We start from the raw sequence: 20,152 nt of genomic DNA, 5'->3' as shown, positions 1-20,152 counted from the left end.
TCACGCCGCCTGGATCGCGCGGATGAAGGCGCTGGCCCGCGCGTCGAGCCGCCGGGTCTCGTCCGCCAGCCGCCGCGCGGTGCCGCCAATGGCCCGCGCCCCGTCCGCCGCGGCGGTGGCGCTGTCGCTGATCTCGCTCGCGCGCGCGCGGATATGGTCGCTCGACGCGCTCGCTTCCGCCACGCTCGCCGCTATCGCGCGGCTGAACGCGCCGTGCCGCGCCACGGCGTCGAACACAGATGCGGCGAGCCGGTCCGCCGTCATGATCGCTGCATCCATATGCGCATGGCCCGCCGCCACATTGCCCACGCTTTCGCGGACATGGCCGATACGGCCCGCAATCTGCGCCGCCGCCTCGCGCGTCTGGGATGCGAGCGTCTTCACCTCCCGCGCCACCACGGCAAAGCCCTGCCCCGCCTCACCGGCCCGCGCGGCTTCTATCCCCGCGTTGAGCGCCAGCGTCGTCGTGGCGCGCGCGATGCCGTCGATCACGGCGGTGATCTCGCCGATGCCGTCCGCCTCGACCATCAGCGCCTGGCTGTGCGCCGATCCAAGCCGCGCCTGTTCGACGGCCTTGCGCAGCGCCTCGCCCGCTTCGCGCACCTCTTCCTCGACCGACAGGAACAACTGCCCCAGTTCCGTGCCCGAAGCCGCGATGCCCGACAGCGCATCGGCCGTCTGCGCCGCCGCGATCGCCATGCCGCCCGCCGCCTGGCTGTTGTCCACCGCCTGCTCCGCCGCTTCGACGGAAAAGCTGGACAGCATGTCCGCCGCCTTCACCAGTTCGGCCGTCAGTACCTCCACATCGCGCCGGAAAGTGGCGCTTTCGCCCGTGATCCGTTCCAGCCGCGCCGCCCGCGCCAGCGCCAGCCGCGCGTCCCGCTCCGCCGTCAGCCCCAGCAGAAGCTGGCCGCTCACGACCCCGGCATAGCGCCCCTGCTCCACCACGATCAGCCCTTCGCAGGACCTGTCTTGCGCCGCATAGATGTCGATCAGCGTTTCCACGCTCGCGCGCCGGTCCACCACCGGGCAGCGCCGGACATGATCGTCCAGCCGCCCGCCGAAACTGGGGTTGCGCAGCAGCGCATGGCCAAAGGGATTGAACAGGATGCGGCGCATGTCCCATTCGTAGATCGCGCCCGCCGGGCTATCCTCATCATCCAGCACCGGCAGCAGGCGCAGATGCGGGTCGCGCTGGAAATGCTCCACCGCCTCGCTCAGCGGCTGGCCCAGGCGGATGACGGGCGCGGACGCGATCAGGTGCAATCCGCCCTCCGCCGCCTTGGCTGGCGCATCGCCGGTCAGCGGATCGTGTGCCTTGGGTAAGTACATGCGGGCCGGTTAACCCGGAAATGGTAAATGCCGGGTTAGGCTTTTATGACAATTCGATGACAACAGGCTGTTTTCAGGCGATTTTCTTCGGCTCATAGCCAAAAGCCTGCTGCGCCAGCTTCACCACTTCCGGGTCCGCCTCCGGGAAATCCATCGGCACCAGCTTTTCCAGCGTCCTGGCGACATGCTTCATCGCCGCCAGCCGTCCCGATTTCCGGTCATTATTGTCGATCACCTGCCAGCGCGCATATTTGCTGTCGGTCTTGTCGAACATATCCGCCAGGGCGTCGAGATAATCCGCCCGCCGCGCGCGGTTGCGATAATCGTCCGCGCCCGTCTTCCACCGCTTCCACGGCGTGTCGAGCCGTTCGGCAAGCTGCTTGTCCTGCATTTCCTGGGTGATGTGCACAAACAGCTTCACGATGTTGGTGCCCGCATCCGCCTGCTGCTTTTCGAATGCGTTGATCTCGTCATAGGCGCGCTTCCATTCCGCCTTCGAACAAAAGCCCTCCACCCGCTCCACCAGCACCCGCCCATACCAGCTTCGATCGAACACCGCGATGTTGCGGCCCGCGGGCAGCCGGGTCCAGAAGCGCCAGAGGAAATGATGGTCGCATTCCTCCGCCGACGGAGCGGCGATCGGCCAGACCCGGTAAAAGCGCGGGTCCCATTGCGCCGTCATGCGCTTGATGATGCCCCCCTTGCCCGCCGCGTCCCAGCCTTCGAACAGGATCACCGACCGCCGGTCATGAATGACATGCGCCACCTGAATCTTCGCCAGCCGCTCCTGCAACTTGTCGAGTTCGGCGTCATAATCGCCCTTGAAAGGCTTGCCCTTCTCATAATCGGCAAGGTCGATGGCCATGAACGTCTCCTTTCCCGTCACAATGAAGCAACGCGCGGCACAAGGAAAAGTCAAATCGCGCGCGGGTGAGCGCAGGGAAGAAATGGTTCACGCGGAGGCGCGGAGAAGACGTCACTCCCCGTCGCCGCGTGATCAAAAGTGCGCGCAGAGGCGCAGAGGACGCAGAGCCTTCCATCTGCGCCCCTGCGCCAAAATCCCCAGCGCAATGCGCGCCAGCGCTCAATCCCGATGATGCGGCCGCAAAGAAGAATGACTCACGCGGAGACGCGGAGGCGCGGAGAAAAAATCACTCCGCGTCTCCGCGCCTCCGCGTGAACAAAAGAACACTGCCCGCAGAAAACCCAGACCCTTCCCGTCTGCGCCCTCCGCGCCTCTGCGCGAAAAATCCCAGCGCAATGCGCGCCAGCACTCAACCCCAATGATGCGGCCGCAAAGAAGAATGACTCACGCAGAGACGCGGAGACGCGGAGAAAAATCACTCCGCGCCTCCGCGCCTCCGCGTGAACAAAAAAAGCACACGGCCCGCAGAAAACGCAGAACCTTCCCGTCTGCGCCCTCTGCGCCTCTGCGCGAAAAACCCCAGCGCAACGCCCGGTGTATCAGCCCTTCGCCTGCGGCTCCACCACCCGGATGTGCAGTTCGCGCAACTGCTTGAACTCGGCGGGCGAGGGCGCGCCCATCAGCAGGTCCTCGGCGCGCTGGTTCATCGGGAACAGCGTCACCTCGCGCAGGTTCTGCGCGCCGCACAGCAGCATGACGATGCGGTCCACGCCAGCGGCCATGCCGCCATGGGGCGGCGCGCCATATTGGAAGGCGCGATAGAGGCCGCCGAAACGCTCCTCCACATCCTGCTGGCTGAGGCCCACCTTCTCGAACGCCTTGACCATCAGGTCCGGCGACTGGTTGCGGATAGATCCCGACGCGATTTCATAGCCGTTGCAGACCATGTCATATTGGAACGCCTTGATCGTCAGCGGGTCCTGATGCTCCAGCGCGTCCATCCCGCCCTGCGGCATGGAGAAGGGGTTGTGCGCGAAGTCGACCGACTTGGTTTCCTCATCATATTCGTAGAAGGGGAAATCGACGATCCAGCACAGTTCGAAACGATCCTTGTCGATCAGGTCGAGCTGCTCGCCCACGCGGACGCGCGCCAGCCCCGCCAGCTTGGCCGCCTGGCTTTCCTTGCCCGCCGCGAAGAACACGCCGTCATTGGGGCCAAGGCCCAGCGCCTCGATCAGCTTCGCGGTCCGTTCCTCGCCATGATTCTTGGCGATGGGGCCGCCGGGCACGCCATCCTTGATGTTGATATAGCCAAGGCCCGAATAGCCTTCGGACCGCGCCCAATTGTTCATGTCGTCGAAGAATTTCCGGCTGCCCGCCCCGGCGCCCGGCGCGGGGATCGCGCGGATCACGCTGCCGCTCTCCACCAGCGACGCGAAGATGCCGAAGCCGGAGCCGTGGAAATGCTCCGTCACGTCCTTGATCAGGATGGGGTTGCGCAGGTCGGGCTTGTCCGACCCATATTTCAGGATCGCTTCATCATAGGGGATGCGCGGAAAGCTGCCCGCCGGGGTCACCGGCTTGCCATCGGCAAACTGTTCGAACACCTGGGCGATCACCGGCTCCATCGTGTTCCACACATCCTCCTGCGTGACGAAGCTCATTTCCAGGTCAAGCTGGTAGAATTCGCCCGGCAGCCGGTCGGCGCGCGGGTCCTCGTCGCGGAAGCAGGGCGCGATCTGGAAATAGCGGTCGAAGCCAGCGACCATCAGAAGCTGCTTATATTGCTGCGGCGCCTGCGGCAGGGCATAGAATTTCCCGGCATGAATGCGGCTGGGCACCAGAAAGTCGCGCGCGCCTTCCGGGCTGCTCGCCGTCAGGATCGGCGTCGAATATTCGGTGAAGCCCGCCCCTTCCATGCGGCGGCGCATGTCGGAGATGATCTTGGTGCGCTTGACGATATTGCCGTGCAGCGTTTCGCGCCGCAGGTCCAGGAAGCGGTAGCGCAGGCGAATATCTTCGGGATATTCCTGCTCCCCCGCCACCGGCAGCGGCAGGTCGGCGGCGGCGGACAGCAGCGTCGCGTCCAGCGCGCGGATCTCGATCTCGCCGGTGGGCAGGTTGGGGTTCACCGCCTCCGCCGCACGCGCCACCACCTTGCCGGTCACCGTCACCACGCTTTCGGCGCGCAGCGATTCGATCACCTTGAAGACGGGACCATCCACCTCCGTGACGATCTGCACCATGCCATAATGATCGCGCAGGTCGATGAAGACCAGGTCGCCATGATCGCGCTTGCGATGCACCCAGCCGGACACGCGCACCTCATTGCCGACTTCGGCCGAAGTCAGGGCGCCGCAAGTATGAGTGCGATAGGCGTGCATGGCGTTTGTATCTTTCAGCTTCGTTTTACGGAAATGACAAAGTGCCGCCGCCCCGCTATGGGCGGTCTTGTCAAGCATTGACGAGCCCGTGAGCGACGGGCCAGGCCATAATAAGATCGAAGACCATATGCAAATCCATCCGCTGATCACCGACAGCAAGACACTCGCCCAATTTTGTGCCCGGATCGCCAAATCGCCCTATATCGCGGTCGATACCGAGTTCATGCGTGAAAACAGCTATTGGCCCGACCTCTGCCTCGTCCAGGTGGCGGACGGCAATGAAGCGGCCGCCATTGACCCGAAGGCGCCGGGCCTGGACCTTTCCCCTCTGCTCGACCTGCTGGTGGACAATGAGGATGTACTGAAAGTCTTTCACGCGGGTGGGCAGGATCTTGAGATCATCTATAACCTGACCGGAAAGACGCCCCATCCGCTGTTCGATACGCAGATCGCGGCCATGGCGCTCGGCCTTGGCGAGCAGATCGGCTACGGCAACCTCGTCGACGCATGGCTGGGCGTGCAGCTCGACAAGGGCGCGCGCTTCACCGACTGGGGCCGCCGTCCGCTCGACAAGCGGCAGATCGACTATGCGATCGGCGACGTCACCTATCTTATCCAGATTTTCCCCAAGATGCTGGAGGAATTGAAGCGCACCGGCCGGGGCGACTGGCTGGATCAGGAGATGGAGCGCATCAGCGATCCCGCAAATTACGTGAACGAGCCTGAGGAAGCGTGGAAGCGCGTCCGCATCGCCAGCCGCAAGGCCGATGTGCTGGGACGGCTCAAGGCCCTCGCCGCCTGGCGCGAGATCGAGGCGCAGGACAAGAATCTGCCGCGCGGCCGCATCGTCAAGGATGAAACGCTGGCCGACATCGCCAGCCACCCGCCCCGCACCCAGGATGATCTTGGCAAGGTGCGCGGCCTGTCCGCCACGTGGAAGACCAACGATATCGGCGCGCGGCTGATGGCGGCGCTGGGCAGCCACAAGCCTCTCGACAAGGACGAGATGCCCGAACGCGACCCCAAGCGGCCGGGGCTGGGCAAGGACGGCGCGCTGGTGGCGGACCTTTTGAAGCTGCTGCTCAAGATCCGCTCGCGCGACATCAACGTCGCCGCCCGCCTGATCGCGCGGAGCGACGATATCGACGCGCTGGCCGCTGGCGTGCGCGAGGATCTGCCGATCCTGCAAGGCTGGCGCTATGAACAATTCGGCCGCGACGCCGTTGATCTGGTGGAAGGACGCCTGGCCTTCACGGTGAAGGGCGGCCGCCTGAAAATGACGCGGACCGAATAGGAGCGATGATGATGATCCGGGCAGCAGCCTTTGTTCTTCTCCCGCTGGTGGCGGCCTGCACCGGCGCTGGCGGCGAAGGCCCCGCGACACCGCCCGCCGCCGCCGAAGGGCCGTGCAGGAACGAAGGGCTGGACCGCTTCACCGGCCAGAAGGCGAGCGCCGGCATCGGCGCGCAGTTGCTACAGGCTTCGGGCGCGCGCACCCTGCGCTGGGGCGCGCCGGGCATGGCCATGACCATGGACTTCCGCGCCGACCGCCTGACCGTCAGCTATGACGACCAGATGCTGATCACCTCCGCCCGCTGCGGCTGACCACCAATCTCCCCATCTCCCATCAAGGATGCATCCACGCGCGCATGCGCCGCGCTTTGTCCTGCGGCTACCCACCCAATCCTCCCCATCAAGGATGGGGAAGAGGACCAGCCACAGGCTGGTGGAGGGGAAATAGCGCAACCTTCCCCGCGCGCCTGACGCCCCTCCCCACGCCTGCGGCGCAGGAGGATTTCCAAAAGCCCGCCTCCCAGCCGCGACCCGCCCGCCGCAACAGGCGCGCGCAAATTCCGCCTGAATTTTCCTCTGTCCTACAGGCCCGGTTACGCGCTAGGCTCAACTCGCTCTTTGAAAATTTAACATAATGTTGGACCCGGTACGCGAAAACGGCGCTTTTCCGTGCCTTTGTCGTGTCACTTATGTCACCCAAATCCTATCGCGGGGCGCTCAACATTCCAACCCCACCAGCGCCCCGCTGCCGATCCGGTCGACATAGCGCTTCCCGTCAATTTCCAGCCAGTCGGGCGTGACCTCCAGCCGCCGTCCGCGGATGGTGGTGCGCAGATGCTCCACCGCGATCCGGTTGCGCGCGACGATGCGCAGGACCGCCAGCCCCTCCCCGCGCGCCGCCATGATGCTGTACCGGTCGCCGCGCAGCAGGAAATGCCAGCTCCCGTCCGTGGGCAGCCATTCATTGCCGTTGATCACCTGCACGGGCGATCCGTCGGGCGCGCCCATGCGCAGGCTGATCCGCGTCGCTCCCCGGCTGCGGCGCGGCGGGGCGAACATCATGATCGGCTCTCCGTCCAGCACCAGCGGGATCGGCGTATCGCGCAACAGCCGCGTGCCCCCGATGATCAGCATCGGCAGTTCGGGCGAAAAAGGCAGGCGATCCCGCGCGAAATGGCGCTGGCGGACGACCGGATTGGTATGGAAACCGTGCACCTGCGCGGCCGTCAGCCGCCCCTCTTCCACCAGTCCGTGACAGGTGGGGCAGAGCAAAGTCGCCTGCGCCGCGTCAGGCAGGCGCAGATAGCGATAGATGGTGACGCCGCAGCGGACGCAGGCGAACCCGCAGGCCTGCCTGACCTCCTCCCGCTCCTGTTCGGTCAGATCGGGCAGCGAAAGCATCACCGGCAACGCCATGAACGGCAAACCCCTTGCAACTGCCGCGCGCGTCATTGCGAAGCGGCGTCACCCAGTGGCGTCCTTTCCCGGATGCAGGCTCTTGAAGGGCCCTTCACTTGCCTATGGTCGAAATAAATCGGCGCAAGGTCAAGGGGGGCGCTGCGAATTGATCAGCGCTGCGGCAGCAGGTCCACATTGCGCGACGCGGCGATGTTGCGGATGCGCCCCGGGCGCGGCATGGATTTGATGGCGATTTCGGCCATGTCCCCGGCGCTGAAAAGCTCGACATTGCCCACGTCGAAAATGCGCTGGCCAAAGCTCTGGGTGATGCGCACGCTGCGGATGCTGGACAGGGCGATCTCCGTCCGCTGCTTCGACAGCAGCCCCCGCTCCATCAGCACCTCGCGGTCGGACAGCGCCAGCCGCTCACCTTTCACCCGCAGCCACCAGACGCCGATCGCCAGCAGCCCGGCCACGGATATCAGCAGCAGCAGGAACAGGAACGGATGCGCGCGGAACATTGCGGGATGTTCGTCATACAACCAGGCGTCGCTCATCATTCGTCCCGTCCAGAAAGGCCGCCGGACATCATCATGGATGGGCCGCCCGCGTCAATCCTTGGCTAATGCTTCCTTCTTGTGCGCGGCGCGCTTGCCCTCGCCGGTTTCGACGATGAACTGCGGATTGTCCTTTGAAGCCGCGACCTTGTGCCCCTTGATCCGGGTTGGGCTGGTCTGCTTCTTCACCACCTTGCCATGCGCCTCTCCGCCATGGCTTTTCCAGCTGACCTTGTCGCCGGGCTCGGGTTCCTGCTTCATCGCGCGATCTCCTGACCAGCGCAAGAACCCGGCAGGAGGAGAGAGGTTGCGCGCACACGGGCCCAGAACTCCGTCACCCTGAGCGAAGTCGAAGGGCTATGCCGAGCGAGGCGAAGCCTCATGCCTTTCGCCTCGGCTCAGTCCGAACGGAGTAGGGGTAGCGGAGGGGCTTAACTCTCATCCCCCATCCGCAAGGCCGCGATAAACGCCTCCTGCGGAATCTGGACCGACCCATATTCGCGCATCCGCTTCTTGCCCTCTTTCTGCTTTTCCAGCAGCTTCTTCTTGCGGGTGATGTCGCCGCCATAGCATTTCGCGGTCACATCCTTGCGCATCGCCGCGATGGTCTCGCGCGCGATCACCTTGCCGCCGATCGCCGCTTGGATCGGGATCTTGAAGAGGTGGCGGGGGATCAGGTCCTTCAAGCGCTCACACATATGCCGCCCGCGCGCTTCGGCGGCGCTGCGGTGGACGATCATCGACAGCGCGTCGACCGGCTCATTGTTGACGAGGATGCTCATCTTGACCAGATCGCCCTCGCGGGTGCCGATCTGATGATAGTCGAAGCTGGCATAGCCCCGGCTGATCGATTTCAGGCGGTCGTAAAAGTCGAATACCACTTCGTTGAGCGGCAGTTCATAAGTGACCTGCGCGCGGCCGCCGACATAGGTCAGGTTCTTCTGGATGCCGCGCCGGTCCTGGCAAAGTTTCAGGATCGAGCCCAGATATTCATCGGGGCAGTAGATGATCGCCTCGATCCACGGTTCCTCGATTATCTCGATATGGTTGGGGTCAGGCATGTCGGCCGGGTTGTGAAGATGCTTCACCTCCCCGTCCTTCATATGCATCTCATAGACCACCGAGGGCGCGGTGGTGATCAGGTCAAGATCATATTCCCGCGTCAGCCGCTCCTGAATGATCTCCAGATGCAGCAGCCCCAGGAAGCCGCAACGGAAGCCGAAGCCGAGCGCGGCCGAGGTTTCCATTTCGAATGAAAAGCTCGCATCGTTCAGCCGCAGCTTGGAGATGCTGTCGCGCAGCTTCTCGAAATCATTGGCGTCCACCGGGAAGAGGCCGCAGAAAACCACCGGCTGCACTTCCTTGAAGCCCGGCAGCGGCTCCTTCGCCGGGTTCTTCACCGTGGTGATGGTGTCGCCGACGCGGGTCTGGCTGATATCCTTGATCTGCGCGGTGATGAAGCCGATCTCGCCGGGGCCAAGCTCCGGCAGAGACTCGATCTTCGGGCGCATGCACCCGACACGGTCGATCAGATGCTCGGTGCCGCCGATCATGAACTTGATGTTCTGACCCTTCTTGATGACGCCGTTGACGACGCGCACCAGGATGACGACGCCCAGATAAGGATCATACCAGCTATCGACCAGCATCGCCTCCAGCGGGGCGTCGCGGTCGCCCTTGGGCGGCGGGATCTTCGCGACGATCGCTTCCAGCACCTCATCGATGCCGATGCCGGATTTTGCGCTCGCCAGCACCGCTTCCGACGCGTCGAGGCCGATCACCTCCTCGATTTCCGCGCGCACCTTCTCCGGTTCGGCGGCGGGCAGGTCGATCTTGTTGAGCACGGGCACGATCTCATGATCATGCTCGATCGACTGATAGACATTGGCCAGCGTCTGCGCCTCCACCCCCTGCGCCGCATCGACGACCAGCAGAGCGCCCTCGCACGCAGCCAGCGACCGGCTGACCTCATAGGCGAAGTCGACATGGCCCGGCGTGTCCATCAGGTTCAGCTCATAGGTTTCGCCATTCTTCGCCACATAATCCAGGCGCACGGTCTGCGCCTTGATGGTGATCCCCCGCTCCTTCTCGATATCCATATTGTCGAGCACCTGCGCCGACATCTCACGGTCGGTCAGGCCCCCGGTGCGCTGGATCAGCCGGTCCGCGAGCGTCGACTTGCCATGGTCGATATGCGCGATGATCGAGAAGTTACGGATGTGCGAAAGATCGGTCATGGCCCGCGCCGATAGCAGCCATTTGCGGGCCTGTCAGCAGCACTCGCGCATGCACCGCTCACGGCTTGCTTGAACGGTAATGCGGTTGTGCTAGAGCTTGGCCCCACTAACGGGTGGCCAACTACACATAACAGATCGCAACTTTCCTCAGGGGGTGCAAATCCATGCGCACGTTCACGTCGTTCATCGCTGCCGCAGCCGCTCTGGCCGCTACGGCGTCTCCGGCGCTCGCCGCTGACAAGGGGTCTTCCGCGCGTCAGCAGCAAGCCAAGAAAACCGTCGAAATCCCCCGCTGCACCAAGCGGCTGGGCACCGTCGCCATTGTCGAGCCCGACAATCAGTGGTGGCGTGAATTGAACCTGGGAAGCCCCGAAGCGATCCTGAAGGTCTTCATCCAGCAATCGGGCTGCTTCGGCCTCGTCAATCGCGGACGCGCCATGGCCAGCCGCAACATGGAACGCGCCATGGCGGATTCGGGCGAGCTTCAGGCCGGGTCGAACCTTGGCCGTGGCCAGGTGAAGGCGGCGGACTATTTCCTCCAGCCCGACATCGTCTCTTCGAACAAGAATAGCGGCGGCAATGCCTTTGGCGGCATGATCGGCGGCCTGTTGGGCGGCCGGACGCTGGGCGCTCTGGCTGGCGGCATCTCGATCAAGAAGAGTGAGGCGAATGTCACCCTCTCGGTTGTCAACGCCCGCACCACCGAAGAAGAAGCGCTGACCGAGGGCTATGCCCGCAAGTCGGACCTCAGCTTCGGCGGCGGTGGCGGTGCTGGCTGGTGGGGCGGTTTCGCTGCGGCAGGGGCTGGCGGCTATCAGAATACCGAAATCGGGCAGGTCATCGTGCTCGCCTATCTGGACGCCTATACGAAGCTGGTGACGCAGCTGGGCGGCCTGCCCGCCAATGCTGCGGCCGCCGCGCCGGTCGCGCAGTAAGCCGGCCAGCTTTCACGAAAGAAGGGGCGCTGCCGGTCGTTGCCGCAGCGCCCTTTTCATGCCTGGCTGGCGACCATGGCCGCCCGTGCGTCCCGCTTGATCCGGTGCCGTTTCCACCAGTTGAGGATCGCCTCGCCTGCGGGGCGCTCGACCAGGCGGTTGATGGCAGTGCCTAATATCAGCGCGACCAGAAATGCCGCGACGAAGGCAACCCAGGGGCTCCAGCCCGCATCGGCCATCCTCAGCATCACGACGAAGCCGACATGCTGGTGGATCAGGTAGAAGGAATAGCTGATCCCGCCCATCCAGATCAGCGGACGCACGGCGACGACATGCAGCCGCCCGGCGATCAGCGCGGCAAAGCCCGCCAGCAGGATACAGGCCATCACGGCCACGTCCCAGCTTTCCATGGTCACGACCGACAACAGCGCGAGCGCGGCATAAGGACATTGCTGCTTCCAGCTACGCTGTCCCGACCAGACCCGGTATGTCAGCATGCCGATAACGAAGAAGGGTACATAACGCAGGACCAGCAGCATCACGATGCGTTCGGGCATGTCGGGCGACAGCGCATAGAGCCAGCGGACCACGAGCCACAGCGCAAGCACCGGCTCCAGCCGCTTGAGGCCGATCCCCTTCCACAGCGTGATCATGCAGGCATAGAATGCAATCTCCACCGTCAGCGTCCAATAGGCCCCGTCGACTTCGGGAAGAAACGCAAAGCCCTGCAACATGGTGAAGTTGGCGAGGATCGCCTCCGGGCCGATCAGAAGCTGGGTCGCGCTCGCCAGATATTCGATCGACAAGGTCAGCAGCATGGCGGCAAGATAAGCCGGATAGAGCCGCGCGAAGCGGTTGACGGCAAAGTCCCTGATGCTGCCGATCCGGTCGAGCGTGAAGAAGATTGCAAAGCCCGAAATGGTGAAGAACAGCAGCACCCGGTAGTTGCCGCCTGGAAAGCTGAACGGCACATGCGCCGCCTGCGGGAACAGCTCGTGAAAACGGGTGGAATAATGGAATATCAGCACGCACAGCGCGCCTATGCCGCGCAAGGCATCGAGTTCCGTCAGACGGGAACGCGAGGGGATGGCTTCACTCACAGTTGCGCGTTAGCAATAAAAGAGCAACGTATCCGTTAAGATCGTGGTTAAGAGACTGTTGTTAACCTTCATTTTTCTGCGTCGTGGTGCCCTAAGGTATCGCCATCGCATTGTTAGCTAAGCAAATGAAAGGCTCCGAAAGAATGTTTTTGCGCAGAAGCGCGAAGATCGCAGGGGACCAACAGTTCTTTGATCTTTCGGGTTCACCCGAAGGCGCGGAGACGCGGAGCATCCTTCACAGCTCTGCTCCGGCTCCCTTGAACTCACCGCCCGACGTCGGAGTGACATTATCAAGCGGCTTTCGCCGGACCTAAACAAGTCCGTTCAAGGCATCTCCAAAGTTAGAACCCTCTGCGTCTTCTGCGGGCTCTGCGCGAACCTCTATTCTCCAGTTCGCAACGTCACTCCGCGCCTCCGCGCTCCGCGTGAATCACCCGCCAAACGCCAGCCTCATCTCGCAGGTGGAGAACCGCGCACCCTCTTGCCCGCCTCCGCAGCATGCTTGAGGCTCTCCAACTGTTCGCCAAGCACTTTATCCACCGCAGGCGCAATCGCAGCTCCGCCGCCACGCAAATAGCCTCCGGCCACATAGGTCAGGGTCACGCGCGCGCCACGTGCATGGGGGGTGATATCGAAGTTCAGCGTACCAGTGACGGCTTCGGCCTGCAGCGGCCCCAGCGCGCCTGACAGCCGCAGATGCTTGCCCGGCAATGCATAGATGATGCGGGCATGTTCGACGCCGCCAGCCTCGCCATGCGCCTGTGGCAATGTCTCGCAAAAACATCCGCCTGCCCTTAATTGCAGGCTGAGATTGGCCGCGTTGCCCGAATAGCTATGCGCGCCTTTCCACCAGCGCTGGGGCGATCCCAACAGGGCGTAGATGTGGGCGGCGTCCGCAGCGACATCGACGCTGCTCTCGACAGCGAAGCCTATGTCGCTTGCCGACCTGACCTCTGCCTGTGCGGGCATGGGCGCGAACAACAGGACTGCGGCCAGATACTCCAGACGATAGCGGATGAGCCTCCCCCCCGAACGATGCCAGCGGGAGTTTAGCTCAGCCCTTGCCGCCGTCCAAGATCGCGGCGATCGCCTTCGTCACTTCGCCCATATCGGCCATGCCATCGACGCGCGACACGATGCCCCGCGCTTCGTAGATCGGCAGGATCGGCGCGGTCTTGGCACGATATTCCGCCATGCGCGTGCGCACCGTTTCCTCATTGTCGTCGGGACGCCGCTTGAATTCATGAGCGCCGCATCTGTCGCAAGTGTCGGCAATCTTCGGCGTCTTGAACGTATCGTGATAACCCTCGCCACAGCTGGCGCAGGTGAAACGGCCGGTGATACGTTCCACCAGCGCGTCTTCGTCCACTTCAAGCTCGATCACATGGTCGAGTGAACGGCCCCGGTCCGCAAGGATGGCATCGAGCGAGTGGGCCTGCGCCTCCGTGCGCGGATAGCCGTCGAAGATGACGCCGGTTTCCGCAGGCAGGCCGTCCAGCGCTTCGCCGATAATGCCCGAAACGATCTCGTCCGACACCAGCTCTCCGGCTTCCATCACTGCCTTCGCCTTGAGCCCGACCGGCGTCTGCGCCTTCACCGCTGCACGCAGCATGTCGCCCGTCGATAGCTGCACCATGCCGCGATCCTCGACCAGACGGCTGGCCTGGGTCCCCTTGCCAGCTCCCGGAGGGCCGAGCAGGATGATATTCATGCGCGCATTCTCCCCTGTTGTGCGCTTTGCTGGCCCGCGCGCTTAGCGCAGGCGGCCTTTCAACTTCGCCTTCTTGATCAGGTCGCCATATTGATGCGCCAGCAGATGGCTCTGAATCTGGGTAACGGTATCCACCGTCACATTGACCACGATCAACAGGCTGGTGCCGCCCAGATAGAAGGGAATACCGGCCCGCGCGATAGCGAATTCCGGCACCAGGCAGATCAGCGCCAGATAGGCCGCGCCAATCACCGTGATCCTGGTCAGCACATAATCGAGATAATTTTCGGTGTTCTTGCCCGGACGGATGCCGGGAATGAACCCGCCGTTGCGCTTGAGATTGTCCGCTGTCTCTTCCGGGTTGAACACGACAGCCGTGTAGAAGAAGCAGAAGAAGACGATGCCCAGGCCATAGAGCGCCATATAGACCGGGCTGCCATGGGACAGATACTGGTTCAGCGTCAGCACGAAATCGCCCAGGCGGCTTTCACCCGCGACCGTATTCCCGGCAAACTGCGAGATGGTGAGCGGCATCAGCAACAGCGAACTGGCGAAGATCGGCGGAATGACGCCAGCGGTGTTGACCTTGAGCGGAAGATGGCTGCGATCCGCCTGCATGATCCCCTGGCGCGTCTGGCGCTTGGGATACTGGATCAGCACCCGGCGCTGCGCCCGCTCCATGAAGCAGATCAGCAGGATCAGGCCAGCCGCCATGACCAGGATCAGCATGATCAGCAGGCCGGAGATCGACCCTTCGCTGCCGGACTTGAACAGGTTGCTGAGCGTCACCGGCAGCTGCGCGACGATGCCCGCCATGATGATGAGCGACACGCCGTTACCAATCCCGCGCGAGGTGATCTGCTCACCCAGCCACATCAGGAACATGGTGCCGCCGATCAGCGAGATAACCGCCGCGACCCGGAACAGCATGCCCGGATCGACCACCGCCTGCACGCCCGACTGCGCGCCGAAGCTTTCCAGGCCGACCGCGATGAAATAGCCCTGAACGGCGGTCAGGCCGACCGTGCCGTAGCGGGTATATTGGTTGAGCTTCTTGCGCCCGCTCTCGCCTTCCTTCTTGATCGCGGCGAGCTGCGGCGAAAGGCTGGCGGCGAGCTGCACCACGATCGATGCCGTGATATAGGGCATCACGCCGAGCGCGATCAGGCTCATGCGCGAGAGCGAACCGCCCGAAAAGGTATTGAAGATGTCGAGGATGCCGCCATTCGTCTGCTGGTAAAGCTGCGACAGCGCGGTCGGATCGACGCCCGGCAGCGGCACGAAGCTCAGAAAACGAAACACGATCAGCGCGCCCAGTGTGAACCACAGGCGCTTTTTTAGGTCGGTCGCCTGGCTGAACTTCGCCAGGCTGAGATTGGATGCGAGCTGGTCGGCTCTCGATGCCATCTTGGCTGCCCTTCAAAACACTCTTGGCCGAAGTCTTCGCTCCAGCCTGAATCGCTAATCCCTTAGCGGGGTCATGGGGCGCTGTCGAACCGGGATTTGCCGATGATGCGACAAAGTCCGCGAGCAGCCCGTCCTTCGCGCTGCCCCCTCACCCGTTCGTTTCGCGCCTGTCGAAAAACGGGTTCGGCACCTTCATCGTGTCTCGACCGCGCTCGACACCAACGAAGAAAGGGAAGGATCGTTACGCCTATCCAGCCCGGAAACACATAGCCCCGCTCACCCATATCGGGCAGCGGGGCCATGCTTGCAAGCCTGTGTTTGGCTCAACCCTTCTTGGCGGCCTTGGCAGTACCCTTCTTGGCGGCAGCCTTTTCCGCAGCCGGGACGACAGCGATCACCTCTACCTTGCCGCCAGCCTTCTCGACCGCTTCAACCGCGCCCTTCGACGCTCCGGCAACCAGCAGGTTGACCTTCGCCGTCAGTTCGCCCTTTCCGAGCAGGCGCACGCCGTCCTTGCCACCACGAGCGAGGGCAGCGGCCTTGAGCGCCGCATGGTCGATGGTCGCGTTGGCGTCCAGCTTGCCCGCATCGATCGCCTTCTGCACCGCGCCGAGGTTCACGATCGCGTAATCCTTGGCGAAGATGTTGTTGAAGCCACGCTTCGGCAGACGCATGTGGAGCGGCATCTGGCCGCCCTCGAAGCCGTTGATGCTGACGCCCGAACGCGCCTTCGCACCCTTCTGGCCCCGGCCCGCGGTCTTGCCCTTGCCCGAGCCGATACCACGGCCGACGCGCATCCGGCCCTTGCGGGCACCTGCATTGTCATTGAGTTCGTTAAGCTTGGTCATGTCGTGCACTCGCTTTCGCTATGTTCGCGCAGCCCCGCGCGATCGCGGGACAACAAAGAGGGCGCGCCATTAGCGCCCTTTCACAAAAAACGAAAGAGGGGTCGCCCCCTCTTCCGCCTCATTCCTTGTGAACGAAGGGTTCAGCCTTCGACCACTTCCACCATATGGGGCAGCTTCTTGATGGCGCCGCGGACTTCCGCGGTGTCTTCCAGCTCCACCACGCGGTGCATCTTGCCAAGGCCCAGGCCGATCAGAATCTTCTTCTGAGCTTCGGGGCGGCGGATCGGCGAACCGATCTGCTTGATCTTGATCTTCGCCATGTCAGTTACTCCGCAATCGCTTCGGCGTCAGCCTGCGCGACTTCGGCCGAGGCGCCGCCACGGCGGAGAAGGTCGGCGACCTTCTTGCCACGGCGCTGCGCCACCGACTTCGGGCTGGTCTGCTCGCCCAGCGCCGCGAAGGTCGCACGGATCATGTTGTAGGGGTTCGACGTGCCGTTCGACTTGGTCACGACGTCAGCGACGCCGAGGCTTTCAAACACGGCGCGCATAGGACCACCGGCGATGATGCCCGTACCGGCAGGCGCCGAACGGACCGTCACCTTGCCCGCACCGAAATGGCCAAGGCCGTCATGGTGCAGCGTGCGGCCTTCCTTCAGCGGGACGCGAACCATCGCCTTCTTGGCCGAAGCGGTCGCCTTGCTGATGGCTTCGGGCACTTCGCGCGCCTTGCCATGGCCGAAGCCCGCACGGCCCTTGCCATCGCCGACGACGACCAGAGCCGCGAAGCCGAAGCGCTTGCCGCCCTTGACGGTCTTCGAGACGCGGTTGATGTGCACCAGCTTCTCGATCAGCTCCTCGCCCTGCTCCTCGTCACGGTTGCCGCGACGGTCGTCGCGACGGCCACGGCCGCCCCGCTCGCCACGGTTGCGATCGCCGCCACGGCCACGGCCACGACCGGGACCACGGCCCTCGGTCTGCTGCTCGCCGCCTTCGACAGCGGCGGGTGCGCCCGGCTGGGCCTGGATTTCGTTTTCGTCAGCCATGATCAGAACTCCAGCCCGCCTTCACGGGCGGCATCGGCCAGCGCCTTGACGCGGCCATGGAACAGGAAGCCACCGCGGTCGAACACGACCTTGGTGACGCCCGCCGCCGTAGCAGCGGCAGCGACGCGCTTGCCGACATCGGCAGCAGCTTCGGAAGTAGCGCCGGTCTTGCCGCGCACATCCTTGTCCAGGGTCGAAGCGGCGGCCAGGGTCTTGCCCTGGGCGTCGTCGATGATCTGGGCATAGATGTGACGGCCCGAACGATGGACGCTCAGGCGGGGCTTGTGGCCCGAAACCGCCTTGAGCGCGGTGCGAACGCGGCGGCGGCGCCGCGCGAAGAGGGAAAGCTTTGCCATCTTACTTCTTCTTCCCTTCCTTGCGGAAGATGAACTCGCCGGCGTACTTGATGCCCTTGCCCTTATAGGGTTCGGGCTTGCGCCAGCGGCGGATCTCGGCGGCAACCTGACCCACCTTCTGCTTGTCGATGCCGCTGATCTCGACCGTGGTGTTATCCGGGGTCTTGATCTCGATGCCTTCAGGCACCGCGAAATCGACGTCATGCGAATAGCCGAGCTGTAGCTTCAGGGTCTTGCCCTGGGCGTTGGCGCGGTAGCCGACACCGGTGATCAGCAGCTTCTTGGAGAAACCCTCGGTCACGCCGGTGATCAGGTTCTGGATCAGCGTGCGCTGCATGCCCCAGAAAGCGCGAGCGCGCTTGCTGTCATTGGCAGGTTTCACGGCGATCGAACCGTCTTCGATGCTGTAGGTCACTTCGTCGGCCAGCGGCAGCGACAGGGAGCCCTTGGGCCCCTTCACCGACAGCTGACCGCCTTCGATGGCGGCGGTCACGCCCGCGGGGACGGCGACCGGCTTCTTACCAGTACGGCTCATCAGAACACCTCCGCCAGCACTTCGCCGCCGACATTCTGCTCGCGCGCTTCGGCGTCGGACAGAACGCCGCGGGGCGTCGAGACAATGGTGATGCCCAGGCCATTGCGCACTACCGGCAGTTCCTTGGAACCCGAATAGACGCGGCGGCCAGGCTTCGAAACGCGGGCGACATGCTTGATCGCCGGCTGGCCTTCGAAATATTTGAGCTCGATGCGCAGGCCGGGGTGCTTGCCGAGCGCTTCCTCGGAATAGCCACGGATATAGCCTTCGCGCTGGAGCACGTCGAGCACGCGGGCGCGCAGCTTCGAAGCGGGGGACACAACGCTGTCCTTCTTCGCCTGCTGCCCGTTGCGGATGCGGGTGAGCATATCACCCAGGGGATCGGTCAATGCCATCTCAAATGATCCTTACCAGCTCGACTTGGTGACGCCGGGGATCAGGCCCTTGTTGGCCAGATCACGCAGCTGCACGCGGCAGAGACGGAATTTGCGGTAGTAAGCGCGAGGACGCCCCGTCAGCTCGCAGCGGTTCCGAATGCGGGTCGGATTGCCGTTGCGGGGGATCTCCGCCATCTTCAGACGCGCGATCAGACGATCGCTGTCGTCGGCCGCGGTATCATTCGCGATCGCCTTGAGCTTCGCATAGCGGCCGGCATATTTCTTCACCAGCTTCTTGCGGCGCTCGTTCTTGTTGATCGAACTCAGTTTCGCCATGACTTAAGTTCTCTTCCTTTGTCTATGCAATGGGAGAGAAGCGGGGCCTTTTCAGGCCGCCTGCTTCTGCTCTTCAAGCGGGAAGGGGAAGCCGAAGAGACGCAGCAGTTCGCGCGCTTCCTCGTCCGTCTTCGCCGTGGTGGTCACGATGATGTCCATGCCGCGCACCTTGTCGATGCGGTCATAGTTGATCTCGGGGAAGATGATCTGCTCCTTGATGCCGAAAGCATAGTTGCCACGGCCATCGAAGCTCTTCGGATTGAGACCACGAAAGTCGCGCACGCGCGGCAGAGCGATGTTGATCAGGCGATCAAGAAACTCATACATGCGCTCGCGGCGCAGCGTGACCTTGGCGCCGATCGGCATGCCTTCACGCAGCTTGAACTGCGCGATCGACTTGCGGGCCTTGGTGATGACCGGCTTCTGGCCAGCGATCAGTTCCATTTCCTCGGCGGCCGACGTGACCTTCTTCTTGTCCTGGGTCGCCTCGCCCACGCCCATGTTGAGCGTGATCTTCTCGATCCTGGGCACTTCCATGACGTTCTTGTAGCCGAACTTCTCGGTCATCGCCTTGACGATTTCGGCATCATACTGCGCCTTGGAGCGCGGAATGTACTTGTCGGCCATTACAGCACCTCACCGGACTTGACGGCGACGCGGACCTTCTTGCCGTCGCGATCCTCGAAACGGACGCGGGTCGGCTTGCCGCCCTTGTCAGCGACCGCCACGTTCGAAATGTGGAGCGGCGCCGGCTTGCGGTCGATGCCACCCTGCGGGTTCGACTGGTCGGGCTTGCGGTGACGCGCATGCACGTTGATGCCTTCAACGAGGACCTTGTCCTCCTTGGGCAGCACAGCCAGGACAGCGCCGGTACGGCCCTTGTCCTTGCCAGCCAGGACGACGACCTTGTCGCCCTTCTTGATCTTCGCAGCGCTCATTACAGCACCTCGGGAGCAAGGCTGATGATCTTCATGTGCTGCTTTGCGCGCAGCTCACGAACGACGGGGCCAAAGATGCGGGTGCCGATCGGCTCCTGGTTCTTGTTGATCAGCACGGCGGCGTTGCCGTCGAAGCGGATCACCGAACCGTCGGGACGGCGGATGTCCTTGGCGGTGCGGACGATGACGGCGCGATGCACGTCACCCTTCTTCACCTTGCCGCGAGGCTGCGCTTCCTTGATCGAGACGACGATGATGTCGCCCACGCTCGCGAAGCGCCGCTTCGAGCCGCCCAGCACCTTGATGCACTGGACGCGCTTGGCGCCGCTGTTGTCAGCGACGTCAAGATTGGATTGCATCTGGATCATGGATCCGGTTCCTTCTTATCTGGCCTACCGAGACTGTCCCGGCGGTTCCGAATTCGTGGTTTCGGCCGGAAGATTCGAAACACGAAGCGCGGGCCTGTAACCTTTCCGACAGGAAAAGGCCAGCCCCGCG

The 20,152-nt window shown here is 63.5% G+C and carries 24 protein-coding genes; 3 read left to right on the top strand and 21 right to left on the bottom strand.

The genetic code is table 11. The features are described from left to right. The 3 genes from ET21_RS0105450 to aspS form a co-directional block, all read right to left on the bottom strand. Window positions 1–1,332, bottom strand: coding sequence for a methyl-accepting chemotaxis protein (locus tag ET21_RS0105450; RefSeq protein WP_051585364.1), 1,332 nt, complete (start codon window positions 1,330–1,332; stop codon window positions 1–3). Window positions 1,333–1,405: 73 nt separating this feature from the next. After that, the gene (locus ET21_RS0105445; RefSeq protein WP_030538865.1) at window positions 1,406–2,197 is read right to left on the bottom strand and encodes a polyphosphate kinase 2 family protein; all 792 of its coding nucleotides are present in this window, start codon (window positions 2,195–2,197) and stop codon (window positions 1,406–1,408) included. Between the two features lie 599 nt (window positions 2,198–2,796). Continuing rightward, the gene (aspS, locus tag ET21_RS0105440) at window positions 2,797–4,581 is read right to left on the bottom strand and encodes an aspartate--tRNA ligase (RefSeq protein ID WP_030538864.1); all 1,785 of its coding nucleotides are present in this window, start codon (window positions 4,579–4,581) and stop codon (window positions 2,797–2,799) included. A 127-nt stretch (window positions 4,582–4,708) separates the two neighbouring features. Between aspS and rnd the strand changes: the two genes are divergently transcribed. Both rnd and ET21_RS0105430 read left to right on the top strand, forming a co-directional pair. Continuing rightward, window positions 4,709–5,875 carry a ribonuclease D gene (rnd, locus tag ET21_RS0105435; protein WP_030538863.1) on the top strand — a complete coding sequence of 389 codons (1,167 nt, stop codon included), beginning with the start codon at window positions 4,709–4,711 and terminating at the stop codon, window positions 5,873–5,875. A gap of 14 nt (window positions 5,876–5,889) precedes the next feature. After that, complete coding sequence (locus tag ET21_RS0105430; protein WP_037470318.1) at window positions 5,890–6,186, top strand: I78 family peptidase inhibitor; 297 nt, start codon at window positions 5,890–5,892, stop codon at window positions 6,184–6,186. A 405-nt stretch (window positions 6,187–6,591) separates the two neighbouring features. Here the strand turns inward: ET21_RS0105430 and ET21_RS0105425 are convergent, their stop codons facing one another. From ET21_RS0105425 to lepA, 4 genes are all read right to left on the bottom strand, one after another. Continuing rightward, window positions 6,592–7,275, bottom strand: coding sequence for a hypothetical protein (locus ET21_RS0105425; RefSeq protein ID WP_030538861.1), 684 nt, complete (start codon window positions 7,273–7,275; stop codon window positions 6,592–6,594). Between the two features lie 167 nt (window positions 7,276–7,442). Then, complete coding sequence (locus ET21_RS0105420; RefSeq protein ID WP_030538860.1) at window positions 7,443–7,829, bottom strand: PH domain-containing protein; 387 nt, start codon at window positions 7,827–7,829, stop codon at window positions 7,443–7,445. Between the two features lie 54 nt (window positions 7,830–7,883). Then, on the bottom strand, window positions 7,884–8,090 hold the full coding sequence (locus tag ET21_RS0105415; protein ID WP_021237844.1) for a DUF2945 domain-containing protein: 207 nt from the start codon (window positions 8,088–8,090) through the stop codon (window positions 7,884–7,886). A 170-nt stretch (window positions 8,091–8,260) separates the two neighbouring features. Next, a complete protein-coding gene (gene lepA, locus ET21_RS0105410; RefSeq protein WP_030538859.1) occupies window positions 8,261–10,066 on the bottom strand; it encodes a translation elongation factor 4 in 1,806 nt (601 codons plus the stop codon). Between the two features lie 164 nt (window positions 10,067–10,230). On the opposite strand from lepA, the gene ET21_RS0105405 reads away from it, so the two are divergent. After that, window positions 10,231–11,001, top strand: a complete 771-nt coding sequence (locus ET21_RS0105405) for a CsgG/HfaB family protein (RefSeq protein ID WP_021237846.1) — start codon at window positions 10,231–10,233, stop codon at window positions 10,999–11,001. Window positions 11,002–11,057: 56 nt separating this feature from the next. Here the strand turns inward: ET21_RS0105405 and ET21_RS0105400 are convergent, their stop codons facing one another. From ET21_RS0105400 to rplN, 14 genes are all read right to left on the bottom strand, one after another. Continuing rightward, complete coding sequence (locus ET21_RS0105400) at window positions 11,058–12,101, bottom strand: acyltransferase (protein ID WP_037470310.1); 1,044 nt, start codon at window positions 12,099–12,101, stop codon at window positions 11,058–11,060. A 450-nt stretch (window positions 12,102–12,551) separates the two neighbouring features. Continuing rightward, window positions 12,552–13,070: an SRPBCC family protein gene (locus tag ET21_RS0105395; protein WP_081856611.1), complete on the bottom strand. Its 519-nt coding sequence runs from the start codon at window positions 13,068–13,070 to the stop codon at window positions 12,552–12,554. An 85-nt stretch (window positions 13,071–13,155) separates the two neighbouring features. After that, complete coding sequence (locus ET21_RS0105390; RefSeq protein WP_030538856.1) at window positions 13,156–13,812, bottom strand: adenylate kinase; 657 nt, start codon at window positions 13,810–13,812, stop codon at window positions 13,156–13,158. Between the two features lie 42 nt (window positions 13,813–13,854). Further along, entirely contained in the window at window positions 13,855–15,219 is a 1,365-nt protein-coding gene (gene secY, locus ET21_RS0105385; protein ID WP_021237850.1) for a preprotein translocase subunit SecY, read from the bottom strand. 323 nt (window positions 15,220–15,542) lie between these two features. After that, complete coding sequence (rplO, locus tag ET21_RS0105380; protein WP_021237851.1) at window positions 15,543–16,067, bottom strand: 50S ribosomal protein L15; 525 nt, start codon at window positions 16,065–16,067, stop codon at window positions 15,543–15,545. Between the two features lie 140 nt (window positions 16,068–16,207). Further along, window positions 16,208–16,387 carry a 50S ribosomal protein L30 gene (gene rpmD / locus ET21_RS0105375; protein WP_021237852.1) on the bottom strand — a complete coding sequence of 60 codons (180 nt, stop codon included), beginning with the start codon at window positions 16,385–16,387 and terminating at the stop codon, window positions 16,208–16,210. 5 nt (window positions 16,388–16,392) lie between these two features. After that, the gene (gene rpsE / locus ET21_RS25620; RefSeq protein WP_037470305.1) at window positions 16,393–17,112 is read right to left on the bottom strand and encodes a 30S ribosomal protein S5; all 720 of its coding nucleotides are present in this window, start codon (window positions 17,110–17,112) and stop codon (window positions 16,393–16,395) included. Between the two features lie 2 nt (window positions 17,113–17,114). Then, a complete protein-coding gene (gene rplR, locus ET21_RS0105365) occupies window positions 17,115–17,468 on the bottom strand; it encodes a 50S ribosomal protein L18 (protein WP_021239749.1) in 354 nt (117 codons plus the stop codon). Window position 17,469: 1 nt separating this feature from the next. Beyond that, complete coding sequence (gene rplF / locus ET21_RS0105360; RefSeq protein ID WP_030538855.1) at window positions 17,470–18,003, bottom strand: 50S ribosomal protein L6; 534 nt, start codon at window positions 18,001–18,003, stop codon at window positions 17,470–17,472. After that, window positions 18,003–18,398 carry a 30S ribosomal protein S8 gene (rpsH, locus tag ET21_RS0105355; RefSeq protein WP_021239751.1) on the bottom strand — a complete coding sequence of 132 codons (396 nt, stop codon included), beginning with the start codon at window positions 18,396–18,398 and terminating at the stop codon, window positions 18,003–18,005. Before rpsH ends, rplF begins: the two co-directional genes overlap by 1 nt. Window positions 18,399–18,410: 12 nt before the next feature. After that, the gene (gene rpsN, locus ET21_RS0105350; protein WP_009820643.1) at window positions 18,411–18,716 is read right to left on the bottom strand and encodes a 30S ribosomal protein S14; all 306 of its coding nucleotides are present in this window, start codon (window positions 18,714–18,716) and stop codon (window positions 18,411–18,413) included. Between the two features lie 51 nt (window positions 18,717–18,767). Continuing rightward, window positions 18,768–19,343: a 50S ribosomal protein L5 gene (gene rplE / locus ET21_RS0105345; RefSeq protein ID WP_021239752.1), complete on the bottom strand. Its 576-nt coding sequence runs from the start codon at window positions 19,341–19,343 to the stop codon at window positions 18,768–18,770. Further along, a complete protein-coding gene (rplX, locus tag ET21_RS0105340) occupies window positions 19,343–19,654 on the bottom strand; it encodes a 50S ribosomal protein L24 (protein ID WP_030538853.1) in 312 nt (103 codons plus the stop codon). Before rplX ends, rplE begins: the two co-directional genes overlap by 1 nt. After that, complete coding sequence (gene rplN, locus ET21_RS0105335; protein WP_021239754.1) at window positions 19,654–20,022, bottom strand: 50S ribosomal protein L14; 369 nt, start codon at window positions 20,020–20,022, stop codon at window positions 19,654–19,656. The genes rplX and rplN overlap by 1 nt, the downstream gene beginning before the upstream one ends. Window positions 20,023–20,152: the final 130 nt, after the last annotated feature.

Origin of the sequence: Sphingobium sp. DC-2 (assembly GCF_000722555.1) — a bacterium.
Taxonomy (GTDB): Bacteria; Pseudomonadota; Alphaproteobacteria; order Sphingomonadales; family Sphingomonadaceae; genus Sphingobium; species Sphingobium quisquiliarum.
The sequence above is the reverse complement of the archived record's forward strand: the minus strand, read 5'-3'. Positions and strand labels throughout refer to the sequence as shown.

Excerpts from the sequence above, each read along its gene's own strand:
- ET21_RS0105450 (WP_051585364.1), bottom strand. The coding sequence starts at position 1,332 with ATGTACTTACCCAAGGCACACGATCCGCTGACCGGCGATGCGCCAGCC.
- ET21_RS0105445 (WP_030538865.1), bottom strand. The coding sequence starts at position 2,197 with ATGGCCATCGACCTTGCCGATTATGAGAAGGGCAAGCCTTTCAAGGGC.
- aspS (WP_030538864.1), bottom strand. The coding sequence starts at position 4,581 with ATGCACGCCTATCGCACTCATACTTGCGGCGCCCTGACTTCGGCCGAA.
- rnd (WP_030538863.1), top strand. The coding sequence starts at position 4,709 with ATGCAAATCCATCCGCTGATCACCGACAGCAAGACACTCGCCCAATTT.
- ET21_RS0105425 (WP_030538861.1), bottom strand. The coding sequence starts at position 7,275 with ATGCTTTCGCTGCCCGATCTGACCGAACAGGAGCGGGAGGAGGTCAGG.
- ET21_RS0105420 (WP_030538860.1), bottom strand. The coding sequence starts at position 7,829 with ATGAGCGACGCCTGGTTGTATGACGAACATCCCGCAATGTTCCGCGCG.
- ET21_RS0105415 (WP_021237844.1), bottom strand. The coding sequence starts at position 8,090 with ATGAAGCAGGAACCCGAGCCCGGCGACAAGGTCAGCTGGAAAAGCCAT.
- lepA (WP_030538859.1), bottom strand. The coding sequence starts at position 10,066 with ATGACCGATCTTTCGCACATCCGTAACTTCTCGATCATCGCGCATATC.
- ET21_RS0105405 (WP_021237846.1), top strand. The coding sequence starts at position 10,231 with ATGCGCACGTTCACGTCGTTCATCGCTGCCGCAGCCGCTCTGGCCGCT.
- ET21_RS0105395 (WP_081856611.1), bottom strand. The coding sequence starts at position 13,070 with ATGCCCGCACAGGCAGAGGTCAGGTCGGCAAGCGACATAGGCTTCGCT.
- ET21_RS0105390 (WP_030538856.1), bottom strand. The coding sequence starts at position 13,812 with ATGAATATCATCCTGCTCGGCCCTCCGGGAGCTGGCAAGGGGACCCAG.
- secY (WP_021237850.1), bottom strand. The coding sequence starts at position 15,219 with ATGGCATCGAGAGCCGACCAGCTCGCATCCAATCTCAGCCTGGCGAAG.
- rplO (WP_021237851.1), bottom strand. The coding sequence starts at position 16,067 with ATGACCAAGCTTAACGAACTCAATGACAATGCAGGTGCCCGCAAGGGC.
- rpmD (WP_021237852.1), bottom strand. The coding sequence starts at position 16,387 with ATGGCGAAGATCAAGATCAAGCAGATCGGTTCGCCGATCCGCCGCCCC.
- rpsE (WP_037470305.1), bottom strand. The coding sequence starts at position 17,112 with ATGGCTGACGAAAACGAAATCCAGGCCCAGCCGGGCGCACCCGCCGCT.
- rplR (WP_021239749.1), bottom strand. The coding sequence starts at position 17,468 with ATGGCAAAGCTTTCCCTCTTCGCGCGGCGCCGCCGCCGCGTTCGCACC.
- rplF (WP_030538855.1), bottom strand. The coding sequence starts at position 18,003 with ATGAGCCGTACTGGTAAGAAGCCGGTCGCCGTCCCCGCGGGCGTGACC.
- rpsH (WP_021239751.1), bottom strand. The coding sequence starts at position 18,398 with ATGGCATTGACCGATCCCCTGGGTGATATGCTCACCCGCATCCGCAAC.
- rpsN (WP_009820643.1), bottom strand. The coding sequence starts at position 18,716 with ATGGCGAAACTGAGTTCGATCAACAAGAACGAGCGCCGCAAGAAGCTG.
- rplE (WP_021239752.1), bottom strand. The coding sequence starts at position 19,343 with ATGGCCGACAAGTACATTCCGCGCTCCAAGGCGCAGTATGATGCCGAA.
- rplX (WP_030538853.1), bottom strand. The coding sequence starts at position 19,654 with ATGAGCGCTGCGAAGATCAAGAAGGGCGACAAGGTCGTCGTCCTGGCT.
- rplN (WP_021239754.1), bottom strand. The coding sequence starts at position 20,022 with ATGATCCAGATGCAATCCAATCTTGACGTCGCTGACAACAGCGGCGCC.